The sequence below is a fragment of the Staphylococcus sp. HL28 genome (assembly GCF_021117155.1).
Classification (GTDB): domain Bacteria; phylum Bacillota; class Bacilli; order Staphylococcales; family Staphylococcaceae; genus Staphylococcus; species Staphylococcus warneri.
In genome coordinates, this window is record NZ_CP088218.1 from 2,416,778 (window position 1) to 2,437,005 (window position 20,228).

At 30.9% G+C, this 20,228-nt stretch carries 19 protein-coding genes; 9 read left to right on the top strand and 10 right to left on the bottom strand.

Features of this window, described 5'->3' with window-relative positions; all coding sequences use genetic code 11:
* Positions 1-112: 112 nt before the first annotated feature.
* The 3 genes from LPC11_RS11775 (at position 113) to LPC11_RS11785 (ending at position 5,331) form a co-directional block, all read left to right on the top strand.
* On the top strand, positions 113-985 hold the full coding sequence (locus LPC11_RS11775; RefSeq protein WP_107566446.1) for a hypothetical protein: 873 nt from the start codon (positions 113-115) through the stop codon (positions 983-985).
* Positions 986-1,163: 178 nt separating this feature from the next.
* Positions 1,164-3,677 carry a glycosyltransferase gene (locus LPC11_RS11780; RefSeq protein WP_107566445.1) on the top strand — a complete coding sequence of 838 codons (2,514 nt, stop codon included), beginning with the start codon at positions 1,164-1,166 and terminating at the stop codon, positions 3,675-3,677.
* Between the two features lie 265 nt (positions 3,678-3,942).
* Positions 3,943-5,331 carry an L-cystine transporter gene (locus tag LPC11_RS11785; protein WP_002466442.1) on the top strand — a complete coding sequence of 463 codons (1,389 nt, stop codon included), beginning with the start codon at positions 3,943-3,945 and terminating at the stop codon, positions 5,329-5,331.
* A gap of 148 nt (positions 5,332-5,479) precedes the next feature.
* Here the strand turns inward: LPC11_RS11785 and LPC11_RS11790 are convergent, their stop codons facing one another.
* Positions 5,480-6,235: an NADPH-dependent oxidoreductase gene (locus LPC11_RS11790; protein WP_041613816.1), complete on the bottom strand. Its 756-nt coding sequence runs from the start codon at positions 6,233-6,235 to the stop codon at positions 5,480-5,482.
* A 517-nt stretch (positions 6,236-6,752) separates the two neighbouring features.
* Between LPC11_RS11790 and ahpC the strand changes: the two genes are divergently transcribed.
* From ahpC to LPC11_RS11815, 5 genes are all read left to right on the top strand, one after another.
* Positions 6,753-7,322: an alkyl hydroperoxide reductase subunit C gene (gene ahpC / locus LPC11_RS11795; protein ID WP_002451489.1), complete on the top strand. Its 570-nt coding sequence runs from the start codon at positions 6,753-6,755 to the stop codon at positions 7,320-7,322.
* Between the two features lie 17 nt (positions 7,323-7,339).
* Positions 7,340-8,863, top strand: coding sequence for an alkyl hydroperoxide reductase subunit F (gene ahpF / locus LPC11_RS11800; RefSeq protein WP_023374555.1), 1,524 nt, complete (start codon positions 7,340-7,342; stop codon positions 8,861-8,863).
* 205 nt (positions 8,864-9,068) lie between these two features.
* On the top strand, positions 9,069-10,715 hold the full coding sequence (locus LPC11_RS11805; RefSeq protein WP_023374554.1) for a hypothetical protein: 1,647 nt from the start codon (positions 9,069-9,071) through the stop codon (positions 10,713-10,715).
* Between the two features lie 139 nt (positions 10,716-10,854).
* Positions 10,855-11,481: an NDxxF motif lipoprotein gene (locus LPC11_RS11810; RefSeq protein ID WP_023374553.1), complete on the top strand. Its 627-nt coding sequence runs from the start codon at positions 10,855-10,857 to the stop codon at positions 11,479-11,481.
* 150 nt (positions 11,482-11,631) lie between these two features.
* Complete coding sequence (locus tag LPC11_RS11815; protein WP_023374552.1) at positions 11,632-12,015, top strand: hypothetical protein; 384 nt, start codon at positions 11,632-11,634, stop codon at positions 12,013-12,015.
* A gap of 82 nt (positions 12,016-12,097) precedes the next feature.
* Here LPC11_RS11815 and LPC11_RS11820 read toward each other — a convergent pair whose 3' ends face one another.
* Complete coding sequence (locus LPC11_RS11820) at positions 12,098-12,676, bottom strand: histidine phosphatase family protein (RefSeq protein ID WP_023374551.1); 579 nt, start codon at positions 12,674-12,676, stop codon at positions 12,098-12,100.
* 20 nt (positions 12,677-12,696) lie between these two features.
* Positions 12,697-13,326: a LysE family translocator gene (locus LPC11_RS11825; protein ID WP_041613814.1), complete on the bottom strand. Its 630-nt coding sequence runs from the start codon at positions 13,324-13,326 to the stop codon at positions 12,697-12,699.
* A 411-nt stretch (positions 13,327-13,737) separates the two neighbouring features.
* Here LPC11_RS11825 and LPC11_RS11830 point away from each other — a divergent pair, with 411 nt between their 5' ends.
* Entirely contained in the window at positions 13,738-13,914 is a 177-nt protein-coding gene (locus LPC11_RS11830) for a hypothetical protein (protein ID WP_023374549.1), read from the top strand.
* A 74-nt stretch (positions 13,915-13,988) separates the two neighbouring features.
* On the opposite strand, the gene LPC11_RS11835 is transcribed toward LPC11_RS11830, so the two are convergent.
* The 7 genes from LPC11_RS11835 to LPC11_RS11865 all read right to left on the bottom strand — a co-directional run bounded on the left by LPC11_RS11835 (position 13,989) and on the right by LPC11_RS11865 (position 20,030).
* Complete coding sequence (locus tag LPC11_RS11835; protein ID WP_023374548.1) at positions 13,989-14,243, bottom strand: GlsB/YeaQ/YmgE family stress response membrane protein; 255 nt, start codon at positions 14,241-14,243, stop codon at positions 13,989-13,991.
* Positions 14,244-14,803: 560 nt separating this feature from the next.
* Positions 14,804-15,073 carry a hypothetical protein gene (locus LPC11_RS11840; protein ID WP_023374546.1) on the bottom strand — a complete coding sequence of 90 codons (270 nt, stop codon included), beginning with the start codon at positions 15,071-15,073 and terminating at the stop codon, positions 14,804-14,806.
* Positions 15,074-17,562: 2,489 nt separating this feature from the next.
* Positions 17,563-18,084, bottom strand: coding sequence for a terminase small subunit (locus LPC11_RS11845; RefSeq protein ID WP_023374545.1), 522 nt, complete (start codon positions 18,082-18,084; stop codon positions 17,563-17,565).
* 4 nt (positions 18,085-18,088) lie between these two features.
* Positions 18,089-18,430, bottom strand: coding sequence for a helix-turn-helix transcriptional regulator (locus LPC11_RS11850; protein ID WP_023374544.1), 342 nt, complete (start codon positions 18,428-18,430; stop codon positions 18,089-18,091).
* Positions 18,431-18,432: 2 nt separating this feature from the next.
* Entirely contained in the window at positions 18,433-18,891 is a 459-nt protein-coding gene (locus tag LPC11_RS11855) for a pathogenicity island family protein (RefSeq protein ID WP_023374543.1), read from the bottom strand.
* Between the two features lie 60 nt (positions 18,892-18,951).
* The gene (locus LPC11_RS11860; protein ID WP_023374542.1) at positions 18,952-19,662 is read right to left on the bottom strand and encodes a hypothetical protein; all 711 of its coding nucleotides are present in this window, start codon (positions 19,660-19,662) and stop codon (positions 18,952-18,954) included.
* Between the two features lie 20 nt (positions 19,663-19,682).
* Positions 19,683-20,030, bottom strand: coding sequence for a hypothetical protein (locus LPC11_RS11865; RefSeq protein WP_023374541.1), 348 nt, complete (start codon positions 20,028-20,030; stop codon positions 19,683-19,685).
* Between the last annotated feature and the right edge of the window lie 198 nt (positions 20,031-20,228).

Here is a 20,228-nt window from a genome sequence, read left to right on the forward strand (position 1 = left end):
ACTTGAAATCAACTATAATTAACGGTAAACTATCATATGAGGTAAGACTGACGTTTCACTAACCGAAGACAAACGTCAGTATACATAAACCATATATGAAAGGACTTTATTAATGTTAACTAAAGAATTCGCACAACGCGTCGAGCTAAGTGAAAAACAAGTCCGTAAAATCGTCCAACATTTAGAAGAACGTGGCTATCAACTTAGTAAGACAGAGTACCGTGGACGTGAAGCTACTGATTTTAAAGAAGAAGATATCGAATTATTTAAAGATATCGCAGATAAAGTGAAGCAAACGAATAGCTATGACTTAGCATTTGAAGAACTTGAAAAAGAAAAAGACTTCCTTCAAGTATTAGTAAAAGAAGATAATAGCCAATTACCTACTGATCAAAATATTTCTCAACTAGTGGAAGACTTACGAAGCGAAATACAAAAAATGCGTGAAGAGCGTCAAATGTTAGGACAAATGATTAGTCAAGTTCACCATCAACAACAGGAACTTAAAGAGTTACAAAATCAAATCACATCTAAGATTGATGCAAATACTGAATCATTAAAAGCGATTCAAACAACTCAAGATGCAATCCAGTCGACGCAGCAGTCTCATACTAAAAAGTTAGATGAACAACAAGCTATCACTTCTGAATCAATTGCAAGTCATCAATCAAGCCAAAGTCATCAACCTAAACAATCTATGTCACTTACATCAAGTGAAAGTAATTCAGTAGCATCAACTTCCACTTCAACATCCCATCATTCAAATAGTTTAAGTAACGATGACGAAGTGGTTAAAAGTGAGAGCACCTCATTAAGTACATCTGAGCAACAATCAACATCTCAATCAGAATCAACATCATACACTACTTCAGAGTCTCAAGTTTCAAATACAAATAATAATACTGAGTCACAATCATCTCCTCTAGGTCATCCAGAACCTAAAGAAGAGAAAAAAGGCTTTTTCGCAAGATTATTTAACTTATAGTAAATATAAGGTGAAGATAAGTTAAGACAAAAGTGTGTCACTTTAAGTCTCAACCGATGCTTCACCTCTTTTTTATGTCAATATCTTACTTCTATTCTTATATTGCTGTTATAATATATTATACTAAATATATATAAATCATGTTTTACGCTATATCACAACAAAGGACTGACACACTATGAGAAAAGCGACACAATCATTAATCAAAAATCAGTTTAAAAGAAAAACCTCCTTTTTAACTAAACCAATTAAAACGTTTAATAAATCCCCCTATTTCAAAAAAGTGATGACATATGCTCATTACTATGAAAAGAATAACGTTAATCCTTCCCACATACTTTATCAAGTGACCGATGGCAAAAGCATGACTGATAGTCCTTACGCCATTTTTTTATATTTAACGCGTCATAAAGCCTATCAACACTTACATCATACTTGGGTTGTGGATTCTGAAAGTACGGCTCAATATTACCGTAATCAATTTCAACATTTATCACACGTATCATTTGTTATTAAAGAATCAAAATCATATCTAAAAGCATTAACCACTTGTAAATATCTTATTAATAATGCTACATTTCCAGCCTATTTTACAAAAAAAGAAAACCAAGTCTATATCAACACATGGCACGGCACACCATTAAAACATATGGGATTAGATATTCCTCATTCCTTAATCAAAACGCAAAATACTATGCGTAATTTTTTAATTTCTGATTACATCATATCGCCAAATAAACACACAACTACTATATTAGATCAAGCTTTCAAGTTGTCACCAATTTATCAGGGTAATTTTTTAGAAATAGGTTATCCACGTCTTGATTTAACAATTAATTCCACAACAGCAGATATTAGAAAAGCATTAAGCTCATTTGTACATTTAAATCAGGAAAAAATAATATTATATTGCCCTACATGGCAAGGTACAGATGTAAATAAACCTATCATTGAAGAAGACAATATCTATAATGAAGTCAAAGCATTAGAATCTCTAACAGGTTATCAGGTGTTATTAAAAGTACATCCTTTTGTATATAAAAAAATAGCTCATTCAGATAATTTAAAACCGTACCTTATACCTAACACCTTTGATACTAATCAATTATTATCAGTCGTTGATTTAATGATTACAGATTACTCTAGTATTTTCTTCGACTTTTTAGTCACTGATAAACCTATTATTTTTTATACAACAAATCATGATGAATACGCACGCACTCGCGGATTGTATATTGATGCAGAGCAACTTCCTGGTCCAGTTTATACAAATATTAATGATGTCGTTCAAGGTATTCAAAACGAAAACTATAAGCAATACGATAAAAATTATCAACAATTTAAAGCTCAATTCTGTTCAAATGATGACGGTAACGCCTGTCAAAGATTAATTAAAGCAATCTTTAGTACATCATTAAAAACAATACCTTCACATGCAAATATTGAAAAGCAAAAGACGAAATTACTATTTTATCCTGGCGGTTTAAAGAACAACGGTATTACTACTTCGATGTTGAACTTACTTGAAAATATTGATTATGAAAAATATGACGTCACATTAATGGTGACAAATAGCAAAAACATTGAATTTAAAAATAACCTCAATCAAATAAACGCTAATGTCAGAGTATTGTTCAGAAGTAGTCCTTTCCTTACTTCATTTAAAGAATTATATCGAGTAGAATTTATTAGACAACGCGGTGTATATCATCACTTTGAAGAGGTTATTCATCCAAAGCATCTCTATCGTCGTGAAATGAGAAAAGTATTCGGAGATATACAATTTGATTATGCTATTGATTTTAGTGGATATGCATTTTTCTGGGGAAATTTGGTATTAGCTGCTAATGCGAAGAAAAAATATATTTATATGCATAGTGACATGCAAGATGATCAAAACAGAACAGTCAATGGAAAACGACCTCACTATCAAAATTTAAAAACATTGTTTAGTATTTATAAACGTTTTGATAAACTCATTAGCGTATCTGAAGCAACAATGAAAGTGAATCAACGCAAATTTTCATCAACAGTACCCAAAAATAAATTCAATGTTTGTCGAAATACAATCAATTACTCAAAAATCAAACGTCTAATGAATGATGATAGTGAAATTTATAATAAAGATGGCAAACAAGTTATCGTCTCTTATTCCGATGGAAACTTGTTTAATACGCCATTTGATCAGAGTCACTTTAATATCGTTTTTATTGGTAGATTATCACCGGAAAAAGGTATTGATTTACTCATTAAAGCAGTTCATGAATTAAAAACGAAACACCCACACATTCGCCTTTATATTTTAGGTGATGGACCATTAAAAGCAACATTTGTAAACATGATTAATCATTTAAATCTAGAACACAATGTGTTTTTATTAGGCCATCAACGTAATCCATTTTATTTATTAAAACGTGCTAATTTATTTGCTTTAACTTCACATTATGAAGGACAATCAATGGTTATATTGGAAGCTTTATCTACTGGAACACCAGTATTAGCATCTGACATTATTGCAAATCGTTACGTTTTAGAAGATGGAAAATACGGTATGCTAGTTAAAAATGAGGTTCAACATATAGCCAATGGTATTGAAACATTCATTAAAGGTTCACAACCTAGCTATAGTAGATTTGATGTAGAATCTTATAACAAATCAGTTATGGATGAATTTTATAGTTTATTAGATTAACTTAAATCATTACTTACCGTCTTATTACTCCGTTACATACAAGTGTTACATTCTAATTCTTTTATTTGGAATGTGACACTTATTTTTTATATCTGTCTTCTGATATCCCACAAATAAAATTATTTATTCAATCAATTTAATACTTTACACATTTTTAATTATAAAAAATATACCTTTTAAGTTTATAACCTTGAATTATAAAAATATGAGTAATATTCTTAATACATAAATTTAGAACATAATAATTAAAAAGGAGTGTTATTCATTGGACTCATTTTTAACTGTGATTAATGTTATTGTGCTCATTGCCTTCATTATTATGCTAAATGTCATGGCTAAAAGACACATTTCATTTCCTAAACGTGTGTTTACTGCCTTAGCTATAGGCATTATTCTAGGCATCGCAATGCATTTAATCTACGGAGTCGACTCAAAAGTAATCAAAACAACAAGTGATTGGTTTAGTATCGTAGGCGATGGTTATGTCGCACTATTACAAATGATTGTAATGCCGTTAATTTTTATTTCTATCGTTTCTGCATTCAGTAAAATACAAATTGGGGACAAATTTGCTAAAATCGGTAGTTATATCTTCATGTTTTTAATTGGGACTGTAGCTATAGCTGCCTTGGTTGGTATTGGATATGCATTACTCTTCGGTTTAGATGCATCTTCTATTGATTTAGGTAGCGCTGAACATTCACGCGGTAGTGAAATCACTAAAGAGGCTAAAAATTTAACAGCGCATACGTTACCACAACAAATCTTAGAATTATTACCTAGCAATCCGTTCTTAGACTTTACAGGTGAAAGAACCACATCTACGATTGCGGTCGTTATCTTCGCGTCATTTGTTGGATTTGCATATTTACGCGTTGCACGTAAAGAACCTGAACATGGTGACACACTTAAACGTGGTATTGAAGCGATTTATTCTATTGTCATGGCTATCGTAACCTTCGTATTACGATTAACACCTTATGGTATCTTAGCTATTATGGCTTCAACGATTGCTACCAGTGACTTTGCTGCTATCTGGACTCTAGGTAAATTTATGATAGCGTCTTATGCAGCATTAATCACAATGTATATTATTCATCTAGTCATTTTAACTATCCTTGGTATCAACCCAGTCAAATATATGAAGAAAACATTTGAAGTATTGGCTTTTGCCTTTACATCACGTTCAAGTGCTGGTTCTTTACCGTTAAATATTCAAACACAAACAACACGTCTTGGTGTACCTGAAGGTATCGCTAACTTTTCCGCAACATTCGGTTTATCTATTGGACAAAATGGTTGTGCAGGTATCTACCCTGCGATGCTTGCGATCATGGTTGCACCGGTTGCACATGTAAATATCGATTTACAATTTATCGTGACATTAGTAGCCGTGGTCATTATCAGTTCCTTTGGTGTTGCTGGTGTAGGTGGCGGTGCTACATTCGCATCTATATTAGTCTTATCAACACTAAATTTACCGGTTGCATTAGCCGGCGTATTAATTTCTATCGAACCTCTTATTGACATGGGTCGTACTGCTCTTAATGTTAATGACTCTATGTTAGCAGGCACAGGTACTGCCAAACTCACTAAAAATTGGGACAAAAAAGCATTCGAATCTAATGAATATGGTGAGCTTACTACTGATTAAATATTTTGAAATAAAAGGGATGAGGCAATTAAATTACCTCATCCCTTTTTTAATACTATTTTATTAAATCTACAATTAACATTATGCTATATCTGACACCAACAATTCATCCTGAACTTATAACATCACTTTTGATTAAATAGCGCTATTACCTTTTGATTAATCCTGCATCATTAAGTTGATTTAGCATGTCTAATCTTGTTTTATTTCCTAGGAATGACTCGATTTGTTCTGACCAAGTTTCAGTTCTCTCTCCATTGGTACGCGCTTTATAATAATCACTTACTGTTTGATCATAGGATTGTAATTCGCTGATTTGCTTTTCTTTATCTGAATTATATTGGTTTCTATGGAAAATATGTTCTAATGGTAAACGGGGTTTTGCAGAACCATTTTCATTCTCTGCTGGTTCACCAATAGCCATACCAAATAATGGGAAAGTATACTCAGGTAAGTCTAAAATCTCACGTACACGACCAACATCATTACGTAATGAGCCTAAGTATACAATACCGTACCCCATATCCTCAGCTGCAACAGCCATATTTTCAGCAACAAGAGCTACATCAATCGATCCCACTAATAGACCTTCAGCAGATTCAAAAGAAACTTCCATGTTTGATTCTACATTCTCATTAATTAAATTATGTCGATAATAATCTAAAACAAAAACAAATAAGTAACCATTCTCAACAACATATGGTTGCCCAGAAACTTCCTTTAAATCTTCTTTAATTTCAGGGTCATCAATACCAATAATTGAATAAGTTTGTAAATAACTAGATGTAGAAGCACTTTGACCTGCTTCCACTAATTTTTCCACTGTATCTTCACTTAAAGGTGTTGATTTAAAACGGCGCACCGAGTGATGTTTTTTCATTAATTCATATACATAATCTGACACTATTCCCACTCCTACTCTCGAAAAGTAATATTTTCATTAATAATCTTTAAATATTGTATACCCTTTTCAACTGGAAATTAAATTAATTGGATTAACAGGTGAATGATTAATCATATTTTATTTATAATAATTTTGACTTCCCCCTATAACAAACCTTCTTTTATGAAAGTTTTGATACAACATGTTACTATCAGGGTATAGTGGAATGTAATAAAATTACACTATATTATCAATAACAAGTGTTTAGTTGAGAATGTAATTGATTATTTGAAGTGTGATAATAGTAAATCACTTCATCAATATCACTTATTTCAATTAAAAAATCAATTTCATTTATAGGCTTATAATACTTGTATCATCAATTTCGCAACGTGTTATTAATTATATAAGTTGATGAAGTTGACTATTTAAATCCTAAATGTAATAATAATTAGTAAGAGATTAGAATTATTATAAACAAACAATGATTGTTATCTAATTCTAATAAAACATTTCAATTATCAGGAGGAATTTACCTATGTCTTTAATTAATAAAGAAATCTTACCATTCACAGCACAAGCTTACGATCCAAAGAAAGATGAATTCAAAGAAGTATCTCAAGAAGATTTAAAAGGTTCTTGGAGCGTAGTTTGCTTCTACCCAGCTGACTTCTCATTCGTTTGCCCAACTGAATTAGAAGATTTACAAAACCAATATGATAAATTACAAGAATTAGGCGTAAATGTATTCTCAGTTTCAACTGATACTCATTTCGTACACAAAGCTTGGCATGATCATTCAGATGCTATTAGCAAAATCCAATACAATATGATTGGTGACCCTTCACAAACTATTACTCGTAACTTCGACGTATTAGATGAAGAACTTGGTTTAGCTCAACGTGGTACTTTCATTATCGATCCTGATGGTGTTGTTCAAGCAGCTGAAATCAATGCTGACGGTATCGGCCGTGACGCAAGCACATTAGTTCACAAAATCAAAGCTGCTCAATATGTACGTCAACATCCAGGTGAAGTTTGCCCTGCAAAATGGGAAGAAGGTTCTGAAACTTTACAACCAGGATTAGACTTAGTAGGTAAAATTTAAGGAGGCATTAATTAAAAATGCTTAATGCTGATTTAAAACAACAATTAAAACAATTACTTGAGCTTATGGAAGGCGACGTTGAATTCGTCGCTAGCCTTGGCTCTGACGATAAATCTAAAGAATTAAAAGAGTTATTAGATGAAGTAGCTGACATGTCTGCACACATTACAGTTACTGAAAAATCTTTAAAACGTACACCTAGTTTCTCAGTGAATCGCCCAGGTGAAGAAACAGGTATTACCTTCGCAGGTATTCCATTAGGTCATGAGTTCAACTCTCTTGTATTAGCTATTTTACAAGTAAGTGGACGTGCACCTAAAGAACAACAATCCGTAATTGATCAAATTAAAGGATTAGAAGGTTCTTTCAATTTCGAAACTTATGTAAGTTTAACTTGTCAAAAATGTCCAGATGTCGTTCAAGCATTGAACTTAATGAGTGTAATTAACCCTAACATTACACATACAATGATTGACGGTGCTGTCTTCCGTGAAGAATCTGAAAATATCATGGCTGTACCAGCTGTTTTCCTAGATGGAGAAGAATTTGGTAATGGTCGTATGACAATTCAAGATATCCTTAACCAATTGGGAAGTACTGCAGATGCATCTGAATTCGAAGGCAAAGATCCTTACGACGTATTAGTTATCGGTGGTGGCCCTGCAAGTGGTAGTGCTGCAATCTACACTGCACGTAAAGGCTTACGCACTGGTATTGTTGCAGACCGTATCGGTGGTCAAGTTAATGATACTGCTGGCATTGAAAACTTCATCACTGTTAAAGAAACAACAGGTACTGAGTTTTCTTCTAATTTAGCAGATCATATCGCTCAATACGATATCGATACAATGACTGGTATTCGTGCAACAAATATTGAAAAAACAGATAGCGCTATTCGCGTTACTTTAGAAAATGACGCTGTATTGGAAACTAAAACAGCCATCATTTCAACAGGTGCAAGTTGGCGTAAACTTAACATTCCTGGTGAAGATCGTTTAATCAACAAGGGTGTTGCTTTCTGCCCACACTGTGACGGCCCTCTATTCGAAAATAAAGACGTTGCAGTTATTGGTGGCGGAAACTCAGGTGTTGAAGCTGCAATCGACTTAGCTGGAATTGTTAAACATGTTACTGTATTTGAATATTCAGATGAGTTGAAAGCAGATAGTGTTCTACAAGATCGTTTACGTTCATTATCAAATGTTGACATTAAAACTAAAGCTAGAAGTACTGAAGTCATTGGTGAAGATCATGTCACTGGTATTAAATACGAAGATATGAACACTGGCGAAGAACAAGTCGTTAATTTAGACGGTATCTTTGTACAAATCGGTTTAGTACCTAACACTTCATGGATTTCTGATGCAGTTGAACTTAATGGACGTGGTGAAGTTGTTATTGATCGCAATAATAGCACTAATGTTCCTGGTATCTTCGCTGCTGGTGATGTAACTGATCAGAAAAACAAACAAATCATTATCTCTATGGGTGCTGGCGCAAATGCCGCATTGAATGCTTTCGATTATATTATTAGAAACTAATTAAATGGATTCAACATTTCATTAATATATCTTCAAAACAGAATTCCCCTACGGAATTCTGTTTTTTTATTATTTAATTCTTTAAACATGTTATGATGGAATTAATGAAAAGTTTTAATCTTTAACATCGTTGGGTTTTTACATTATCACGAAACTGTTTTCTAGTCTAAATCCATCACATATCATAAATTTTAAAGGAGCTATTATGAACACCTTAAATCATATTACCAAAGTAAAAATCTATGAAATCCAATCATTTTTAGACATCCCTAGAAAACTTTCACCACTTGAGACATTACATATTGCTTTTAAATCGCATCACATTAACTTCATTTATAACCAAATGAATAAAACCGAACAAGACTGTATTAAATCCTTGCTAGACAGTAACGATACTCCCGTCATTGTTAATAAAGAAATTAAACATAAATGTCAATTATCACAACGTTTAGGCTTTATTTATAAGACATCTACAAATACATTTATGATAGATACGCACTTTTTAAATCAAATTAACACACATGTTTTCGCTAATCATTACCAGAATAAAGTCCAAGACGAAGATGGACAACTACTTATTCAACAATTAAATCAATTAGATAAAGAACTTTTCAATGCAATTCAACATACATCTTTGAAAGATTATTTATCAACTTTGAAATCGAAAAGCTTACAAGATATTTTGAAATTTTATCAAATTAAAAGTCCGTCAAAAATTAAAAAATCAGACGCCGTCAATTTAATTAATGATACCTTTTTCAAAGATTATACATTGTTAGAAAATGTCTTTGATCATTTTAAACCGTCATCTTTGTTCATGTTACATCAAATTATTAAAAGTCATACCAATTACGATAACAGCATTGATTTGGCAGCCATAGTAGCTGAACAACCAAAATTACATACTGCATCAGATGTGTTAGATCACTTATTTTTATTTAATTATAATGAGCGCTATAATATCCTATCTATTCCTTATGACGCTTTAGATTTCATCCAAAATTACATTAATGATAATGGTGGCGTTGAGACATTCATTAGCCACCAAGAGCACCATATAGCTCCTGAGGATAATCAAGTACTCGAAGGTCTACGTCTAAATACTAAAAATACTGCGAGTAATGATGATATCTCTAGTGATTCTGTTAAAGAAGAACTTCAAGATCTAGAAGCTGAAGTGCCAGAACTTGAAATCTATATGGATCCCGAAATCCGTCAAAATTTAGCTGAAGAACAACTAAACCAATTTAAAAATAATAAGAAGATGCAACAGTATGTAACACCCTTCAATATCTATTTTGCAATAACGAATTTATATGGATATGCATCATTAGAACGTGTGGTTCATTTAATGAAACACTTATACGACAGAGATATGACAAAAAAGGATATTATAGATGAAATAGAAGCTATGAATATCAATCAATTAGTCATCGTCCAAAATGATATGTTATTACACCCAGTAATTCCTATGCTCGCAAATAGTGATGAGATAGACGATCCACTAAAAGGATTTTATGAACCTAGCCATCTCGATGAATTATTAATATATGCAAATAATGAATTTTATACACGTAATACCAAGTTGAAACAATTCATCAAGTTTCTTAGAAATAATATAAAAGAAGATGACGATATTAAAAAGGAAAAAACTGTAAGATATATCTTATTCCACCTAAGAATAGCACCAGATGAAGCTCATGCCGTTGAGATGATGAAAAACTTGATTAAACAAAATAAACTTTTACCAATACCAGATAAAAAGTTATCTAAACAAATTGAAAAAGGTTGGACACATCTACGTTTATGGAGTTTGCGCGGTTATACTGTTAATGAAACAAAATCACTTTAATTATTTATACACAAAATGTTCATAGTTGATAAATAACTAAGTGCTTAAACATTCAAATCATTTTTGATAAGTGATACGCTATAATATGTAAGATTTTAAAATAATGAATATTGTATGAATAAAAGGAGTTCCAAACCTGATGAAAAAAAGAGTTCTACTCACGTTAATTTTATCTTTAGCACTTATCTTATCAGCCTGTGCAAATAAAAGTGAAGATGATAATGATCATGATTCACATAGTAGTGCCCATGCACCTAAAAATGCTAAGCAATTAAAGGAAAAAGATATTTTCACATCTAATAAAAACAATGCCACTATCAGTGAAGATGAAATGAACAAAGCATTAAAAAAATATCTACAAGTTAACAGTGATATTTTAGATAATAAGTACGTGATGCAACATAAATTAGACAGACAGAGTGATAGCAGCACTAAGATTACTAAAAAGCAATCTAAACAATTAAGTGAATTGTCTAATCTTGCAGTAAAAAACGACTTACACTTTAAAAAGTTTGTGAATAATAACAAGATTCCAAGTGAATATAAAGATCCCACTAATCGTATTATCAAATATTTTAAAGCACTTAATAGTACCATCGCTAATGTTGATGAAGACATTGAGCAATTGAATTATCAACCACAAAATTCAATCAATGTCGTAGACGTACCAACCAACTATGCAGGCGATGTGAACAAAAAGCAACAAGATAAAATCAAATCTTTCTTAGACAAGAAAAATATTAAAACTGATGTATTTGATAAATAAACTAAAAAGCTTCTAACCGTTATAAAATTTGCGGGTTAGAAGCTTTTATTTATAGCTTAAGCCAAATTGACATCCCCCGACGTCTAAGTCACACTATAGATAGTTAAACTTTTTATTTACTCATTTAAAAATATTTTGGAGAGTGACAAGATGAAGTTACGTGTATCTTTTGTAGTGCTCGCGATTTTATCAACAGTGTTAACTATTTTAATGTGTGCTAAATATCCCACTGGACCTAATACAATCAGTTTGGATAAGCCTGTAGAACTTTGGTCTGCAATAGGTACTGTGGTAGCAATGGCATTACCTGCACTCATATTATGTGTTTTCAACTATATGACAACTAGAATTATTTCGAGCATTCTTCAAATTATTGCGGTTCCAGTATGGGCATTATTGGCACTTATCGCATTCTTTATGGAAAACTATTGGATTGGCGTTACCGCTACTATATCTTCAATTTTAATTATAATAAGTGTTTTTGTAACGCTCATAGTGGATTCATCGAAACAAAAGACAACGTCCACAAATTAAAATGTATCTATTTAGACTACTGGATGTCTTAAATTTAAAAAGAGTGAAATGCACCTATCATATAGGGGCATTTCACTCTTTTTTACATTTCAATAAGATAAGGTTTACAGTTCTCAATTTTAGCAGTTAACGCTTCATCTTTCGTTATTTGTTCTAAATACACAAAGATACATCTAATGACAACCTGATGGGCAATTATGACAATTTGATCTGCATTAGGATCAACAATAGAATTGAAAAACGTTGCTACTCTATCAAATACATCTTGATAGCTTTCACCTTCTGGTGCTTTTTGAGTAAAGCTATGACGGAAATCTTTAAAATTATCATCATTAAAATATTTATAATAGGTTTCGTCCTGTGACACTTCTTTTTTATATTTCCCCTCAAAGACACCTAGCGATCTTTCTTTTAATAAATCACTAAATGTTGTCGGTATATTATAAGGAAATATTGCTTCATACGTTTGTTGCGTTCTTAATAAGCTCGAAACGTATACATGATCAATGTTTTTATTCGTAAAATAATTCACCAATGCTTGTGCACTCTCCGTACCTTGTTCCGTTAATGGCACATTAAGTTGACCACAAAAATAAGGCTCCCCATACTTATTATCATAATTGGATTTAGATTCACCATGTCTTACTAAATATACTTTCATTTTGAATCTCCTCGCTAATATTAACTTGTTTTACTTAATAATAAATTAATTGATAAACCAATTAAAATAATTCCTACCGCATAATCAAAAATAGCTTTAATTTTAGGATTACTGAACAGTAATTTAATATATTGAAATATAAAGACGCAAAATAGAAACCAACAACATGTTACTAGTACCACCGATAACGCTAAAACGGCAACTTGAGAAGTCATATGTATATTCCCTTGTGATAAGAATTGAGGTAATATACTCATGTAATAAAGTAATGCTTTAGGATTTAATATCGTACTTAAGAAACCTTGTCTATATGATGATAGATATGATGCTTGATTTAAGTCTTGTTTTTTATCATTAAAGGACATCGATTGACGCGCTGATAAAATAGAGCGTACACCTAAATAGATTAAATAACATGCACCGAGTACTTTAATCAAAACAAAGACATAATATAAACTTGTTAATATGTATATAATTCCAAAAATAGCTAAACTAGCATAAACAATATGCCCCGTGGTAATACCTAAGGCTGACATCATACCATTTCTTTTTCCTGAATGGACCGTATTTTTCATTACAATTAGAAAATCGGGTCCAGGTACAATTATGATTAAGAGTGAAATCAATATAAATGTTAAAATACCTTCCAAAATGAATCCCTCCATAAAGCTATCGTATCAATCCGTGCATAAATATACAACACTTCGAAAAATATTGAGAATTGACTAACTATTCATGCATATTTGATAAATAAAATTAAAAAATGAATGATATGATTGCATATTTAAAATTAAATGTACACAACGAAAAATTTATTTTAGAATTAAGTTGTTTTAATTGGTAATTTAATATAATTCATGATACTATATACATGTAGTTAATAAGTAACTACAAAGTCTTTTATATTCATGAACATAATACTCCTGGATGGCGTTACCCAGCGTCATCCTCTTTTTTGTCTAAATTTAAATGATATATTTTTATAATCACTTTTATCAATATAGCTCTTCAATTATGATCGATCGATTAGGGTATGTCATCAATGAGGAGGTATATATGTTATGAAAATAGTGATTATTATTTTAGGTATACTCGTCATTTTGTCATGGTTTTATTTATTTTATATATACAGACAAAATGGTGATAAAAGTAATTCAATCAAAGTACAAAATATCATCCTTTTAGCATGTTTACTAACACTTCTAATGACCATTTTAGGCAGTATTTACATCGAGTAATTCGTCTACTATTAAATAATAAAAAAATAGAGATGTCCTTATCATTTAAGGTCATCTCTATTGCTATGATACAATTATTTTTTTCGTAAAGCTTTTAAAGCTAAAGAAACTAAGAAAATTAAAATAATTGAACCTAATAATGCTGGGAAGATATGAATTTTACCTAGTTCTGGGCCCCAATGTCCAAAGATCATTGAACCAACCCATGCACCTACGATACCAGCAATAATATTACCTAAAATACCGCCTGGGATATCTTTACCAAGAATTGCACCTGCAATCCAACCGATAAGACCACCTACGATGATCATTCCTATTAATCCGAACATGTGTCTTCACTCCTTTCATTGCTTAATTATCATTATGTCTACCTATGGTGTATACCCCATAATCACATCCCGAAACCATTTTAGTTAAAAATTTATTAAAACTAGTAAAAAAATAGATATTTATATATTGATAATTATTAACCATTCGTTTAAAATTTCTAATTGCAATTCATTCAATAAGGAATGCACAATAAACAAATGGGATGGTACCGACTTATTATTTTCTAAGAATATGAAAGGTTGTATCATCTTGAACGCAAATAAAAATAAATTTTTCATTTTTAAAATAGGTTTCGATTTATTAAGTGCGATATCTATTATTTTAATTCTGACCATTATTACACTCAATTTTTATATTAATGGTCATTTACATGGTCAATTTGAGATGGGCTTTCATGTCGAAAGCAATCAAATTTATCTACTTTCTTTTCTTATTATATTAATTATTTTAAGTAGTATAACTTCATTTTTATTAGGCCGTATTAATAACAACAATTAAGAAAAGCTATGGCTCTGACATTCAATCAGTTTCAGCCATAGCTTTTCTTTTTATTCGTGATTTATTTTTTGTTTATAGATTGCTCTGTTTCATCCTCTTCATCATCCTCTAAAAATAATGTATCAATGACTTCATATGCTGTTAACAATAGTCCTAACGTCACTGCAGTATTCGCAGAATGATTGTCAAAGAACTTTACAACGCTAATTTTTTCTAAAAAATGAAAAAAGGCATTATCAATACCGTAATCAAAGTTAAAATAAGTAATTGCTATACCAATTGCAAATGTAATCATTAAATTAATACATACACCTTTAATTGCTTCATTCACCTTAGAATTGATTACCCATCACCCCGTAAATATCAATAAATTATTATGTATACTCTAAGGTTAACAAAAATGACTAAGCAACACCACACATGGAAAAATTTCAAAGCCTTCAGATTCACATTATTTATATACTGTATATCCCCCATGAAGTTTTTGAAAACAAAAAAGAACCTCATAGGTTGAGCCTACAAGGTTCCGACAATAAACTATATATTATTGTTCTTCTTTTATATATCTACATTTTATAACATTTCACCCACTATCAAAACGCCTATAAATCAGTATATATAGCTATGCCATCATTAAATTAAAGTTCATACTCTTGCTCTTTGTTTCAAAATTATGCCCTTTTTTTGCCCTTAAAATTGTTTGATTCCACGTGGAATCATCAGAAAGTTCTTCACTAACTTTTATAAATTTAGTTACTTGAGTTCTGTTTAAATTTACTGACTTTAATCAATTTGATCACTCACCATGCCAAGATCATTTTCTTTAACTTGCTTTAATCTTCTGCTATTTCATAATTAAATTTACTAATTATACTGATCTTGCATTTCATGACGCCAAATTCATTTACCATTAACACACATAGTATAGTTACGAAATAATATTTGCCACTGTAACACAGGACGTTTCTCAGAACATAAAAAATACCATACCTATTTAAATAGATATGGTATTCTTTAAAGATTGAAAAAAATATTGAAGATCTTAAAAACGAGTGACCAGCTCTACAGATATTATAACCGATTTCTAATAATTTAAACATAAAAAACACCTCTAATTAAAGTGGCGTTAGGGTTTTCATGAATATTATACAAAGGGATAGAGCCAACTGGCTCCATTGACTCTACCATTGTCTAACCGATTTCTTATATTTTAAACATATTTAGTCATACGAACTCGTTCCTCCATTGCAACACAATAGATTTCTCACATTAAAAAGCACTACACCTATAAGATGTAGCGCAAAAAACATAAATAAAAAAAGTTGGACGATTATATAATACCTAGAAATTTATATTTTAAACATAGTATTCACTAAATAAATTAAAATATCTGTTAAACTAAAAATATATGAATTTTTAGTGAGGTGATGGTGCATTGACCTTTGTCATAGTATGCCTATATGTACTCTGTTTTATTTGTCTTTTGCTGTTCTCTTATTATCTATACATGTTACTTAATTTAACAGACCACCATCATAAGATAATTTACACATTATGGACTATTTTATATGCAATATGTACGACGGTTATTATTGTACTATTATTTAAATTCAGTTGATTCAATCATTACAATTCTTATTCAATACAGAAAACCACACTCAATATAGAGTGTGGCGAAAAGATATTTAAATGCGTAAGCAATAATGGAGTTGGGGAACTCCGTAACTAATCATAACATTTCTACTAATAAAAAACCACGATCATAATGAACGTGGTTGTAAGTATATAAAAGATATTTAATGAGTGCTCATTTCATGTGATAGTTAAAATATAACATATTATCATACATAAACACAAATTTTAATATACTGTTTAAATAAATAAAGGCAATCATAGTGATTGCCTTTTATACAAATAGAAACAAGAGGGAATAATTCAAAGCAAAACCACTACAGTTTTTTGTAGTATTTATATTCCTAATTTCAATGTATCATTTTTTTACTAACGACGGAACCAAATTAATTTACATTTTTTTGACAATCATTTCATAAAAAAACCGTATCATAACTGATACGGTCAATGACTCTTAGTTAAAAAGTATGTCAAATTTACCCAGTGACATGCATAAGTAAATTAGTCAGGGATTTTTTATAGCTTTCTACAAAGGGTTGCATGTATTGTATATAATACCATAAAAATAAGAACAGTTAAATAAACTGTTCTTAAATAGTAACGAATATATGAGGTTATCAATTACTAATATATATAATATAATATAATATTGAACTCTAAAATGCAAAAATTTACTATTTTATTTACGTAACTTTAGTTTGAAACTAAAGTACTCAATTTTGAGTACTTTAGATGTAAAAAGTTTTGATTTTAGACATAGATTGTAACACACTTACAAAGATTTTCACAATACAAAAAGATAGCCACTAGGACTATCTTTCGAAAGAAAACTAATAATGATGATAGAATGCCTCGTGAGAACGTAATTAATATCTCACTAATATTAATCTAACATTAACTTCTTATAAATATAACCCCAAATGAAGCATTTTACAAAAATAAAAAACTACCTTATTAAGATATGGTTAACGAAAGCTTTTCTAATAACAAGAGATTGGGTGAAAATCTAAAGGAAAATAATTATTTAATAAATAGAAGATAAATACCATATCTTAAATAAGTGTAGTAAAAACTATAGTTTTTTGAGTGTTTCAAGTTATACAAATGCATAACTCTTACATTAATATAGCCATTTTTTTAAGTATTAAACATAGATAAGTAGATATATCCCTTCTTAAATCTCACTATTTAGATATTATTTTCCAATTCTTTTAAATCTCGCTCATTCTCTTCATCGTCTTGACCGATACTATCTATAAATATTGGTGTCGCCACATTCATATCTACTTTATCAGTAAATATACTGTGATACCTACCGAGCAAATCACGAGCTTTCAAACGATCACTTGGCTTAATTGGTACTTCTACTGTTTCCACATGCTCATTGTATACAAGATTCATACGTCCTGTATCTGGGTTGCGCTCAAATGAGCTTTTCTTAACCACAACTTCCTTAGTTTCAGTTTCATCACCAACAGCTGATTTCGTAAGTAGGTACAACGTTTCTTTTGCTGTTAAAATTGTATCGTCTATAATCTCATCTTTCTTGCTTTGAATATAGTCTTTTACTTTCTCATTGCGCAATAGTCTGCTACCTGTTACGTGTGCGCTATTTGAGCTATAACCAGCATTTATAGCACTTTGAGTAACGTTAAGTGTCTTCATATATTCATTTGCAAAACGCTCTTGTTTAGGCGTTAGTTTGTCCATTGAATCACTCCTTATTTTCTATAATTTCATCTAATAAATTATCAAACCATTTTCTTATTGATTCTATTGAACATTTCAACACTTGGCTTATCTCTTTATAACTACGTCCACTTAATAACATGTCGAAAATAAAATACTCTTTATCAGTAGCTATTTGGTCAACTAATGAATATAGCTCATTCATAAATATATGTTCATCTGCATTAATTGTTTGATATGAATATTCCTCTACATCATCATTTAACGTAAAGAATTCATTAGCTGATACATCCTTATAATCATCATTCAAATTATTATGGTAGTTTAATATAAAGTCTTTCAGTGTCTCCTTATCACCAACAAACATAATCACACCACCATTGTATGTTGTGGCTCACTAGCCTTTGTTAAAGGCTTATCATGACTAATGTTGTATAAATCTACCTGCAAACGTTCAATGAGCTTGTGTTCTTTGATACGACCATGTGATTGCATGTATTTAACCACCTGCTGTTGTTCTTCTTTCGTATAAGTATTAAGCACCTGCTTTAATAAATATAATCGGATTGCTGAATCATCTTTAAAGCGTTTCAAATTACCTTTTGTTTCACTAATCCATATCACGAGCTTATCAACTGGATAAGATACAGAAATAACTCCCATAATATCATCGCATGTAGTTATTGAGGTACTTAAATGATACATCTCATCTATATGTGACTGTGCCGTTTTAATTTTAGAATTAATGTATTTAGGATTATATTTTGTTAATAATTCATATTCAGATATCTTTGATTGTTGATATGATTCATTAGTATGTTCCTGCACGATAATACCCCCAATAATATAGAATGAGCCTACCCAATTAAGGATAGGCGCTAGTTGGTTTTATTTGTTATAAACGTATTGTTTTTTATATTGAGCTTGTTGTCTTGCACCATCTTTTTTAGCTTTAGCATATTTCAATTGGTCATTGTATCTATCTGCTAAAGGCTTAATGACCACGTAACCCTCATCATCTTTTGTGATAACTGAACCATTATTTGCCATGCCAATTTGTCTCAACACATTAAACTGGTAAGCTAGATTGTCATGTTCTTCATTGTTCTCAAACGGATATAACACGGCTTGTTTTAATGCTGTTAAGGAGAATGACACTTGACTTTGTTCGCTTTCAGATAAACGTTGGTCAAATGCTTTTTGTAGCAAACTTAATTCAAATACATCTGTTTTTTCTGCGTCTGCCCCTCTAATGTAATCCATAATTTCTGAATTACTGTAGAATGATAATCTCGCTTCTAAATTTTGACGTCTAATTAATTCAGATTGTGGGTCTGCCACATCATCTTTTGTTAACTCTTCTTCGATTTCATCCATACGTGCTTCAATACGTTTTAATTTGTCACTAGCAAACTGTTTAAACTCATTTTCAATTTGAGTTACTTTCGGTTTTTGTTGTTCATCAATGATATCCATTCTATAGCCACGTTGGTACATAATAAACGTTTCTTCTAAAAATTGATCTACTTTATCTAATAAATCCTTATATTTTCTATCGTTAAATAATACATCATATGCACTTCCAGTTTTCATTGTCATATACTTATACCTCTTTCGTTTTAATTTTGTATTTCTATTTCTTCTAACGCTTTTAAACGCGTCTGCGCACCTAATACTTGGCGTTTAACACTATAAATTGCTTGTTGTTTATCTTCTTTACTTCTAATGATGTAATAGCCCCTAGCATCTTTCTTATAGCTATAACCTACTGGATATTGATAGTTAATAATTAAACTAGTAATAACTTGTGTAAGCCATCTATCATTAACTTTATTTAGGGTGTAACCTAGTTGATTCAATATCTTAGTCTTAGTTACATACTTTTCATTTGAGTTTTGAATAATATCATAAACTCTTAAATATTCGGTTGGTGGTTGAGCCACCTGTTTTTCTATCGTTTTTATCATGTCAAAACCTCTTATATATTAGTATTTGTTGTCCCCTAATTTTTAATGATTCTTACACATGATTTCTTTTGTTCTGCAACTTTTCTCCTTAACTCTATTATACTAAATTTACACTCAAAGCGCAAACTTATGTTCTTGTTTTCGTTAATTTCAATAATTTCTTATCATTCAATACAAACGTTGATAATACAACTATTT

Bases quoted from the DNA above. Each gene is read 5' to 3' on its own strand.
- LPC11_RS11775 (WP_107566446.1), top strand. From the start codon at position 113: ATGTTAACTAAAGAATTCGCACAACGCGTCGAGCTAAGTGAAAAACAA.
- LPC11_RS11780 (WP_107566445.1), top strand. From the start codon at position 1,164: ATGAGAAAAGCGACACAATCATTAATCAAAAATCAGTTTAAAAGAAAA.
- ahpC (WP_002451489.1), top strand. From the start codon at position 6,753: ATGTCTTTAATTAATAAAGAAATCTTACCATTCACAGCACAAGCTTAC.
- ahpF (WP_023374555.1), top strand. From the start codon at position 7,340: ATGCTTAATGCTGATTTAAAACAACAATTAAAACAATTACTTGAGCTT.
- LPC11_RS11805 (WP_023374554.1), top strand. From the start codon at position 9,069: ATGAACACCTTAAATCATATTACCAAAGTAAAAATCTATGAAATCCAA.
- LPC11_RS11810 (WP_023374553.1), top strand. From the start codon at position 10,855: ATGAAAAAAAGAGTTCTACTCACGTTAATTTTATCTTTAGCACTTATC.
- LPC11_RS11815 (WP_023374552.1), top strand. From the start codon at position 11,632: ATGAAGTTACGTGTATCTTTTGTAGTGCTCGCGATTTTATCAACAGTG.
- LPC11_RS11820 (WP_023374551.1), bottom strand. From the start codon at position 12,676: ATGAAAGTATATTTAGTAAGACATGGTGAATCTAAATCCAATTATGAT.
- LPC11_RS11830 (WP_023374549.1), top strand. From the start codon at position 13,738: ATGAAAATAGTGATTATTATTTTAGGTATACTCGTCATTTTGTCATGG.
- LPC11_RS11835 (WP_023374548.1), bottom strand. From the start codon at position 14,243: ATGTTCGGATTAATAGGAATGATCATCGTAGGTGGTCTTATCGGTTGG.
- LPC11_RS11845 (WP_023374545.1), bottom strand. From the start codon at position 18,084: ATGGACAAACTAACGCCTAAACAAGAGCGTTTTGCAAATGAATATATG.
- LPC11_RS11850 (WP_023374544.1), bottom strand. From the start codon at position 18,430: ATGTTTGTTGGTGATAAGGAGACACTGAAAGACTTTATATTAAACTAC.
- LPC11_RS11860 (WP_023374542.1), bottom strand. From the start codon at position 19,662: ATGACAATGAAAACTGGAAGTGCATATGATGTATTATTTAACGATAGA.
- LPC11_RS11865 (WP_023374541.1), bottom strand. From the start codon at position 20,030: ATGATAAAAACGATAGAAAAACAGGTGGCTCAACCACCAACCGAATAT.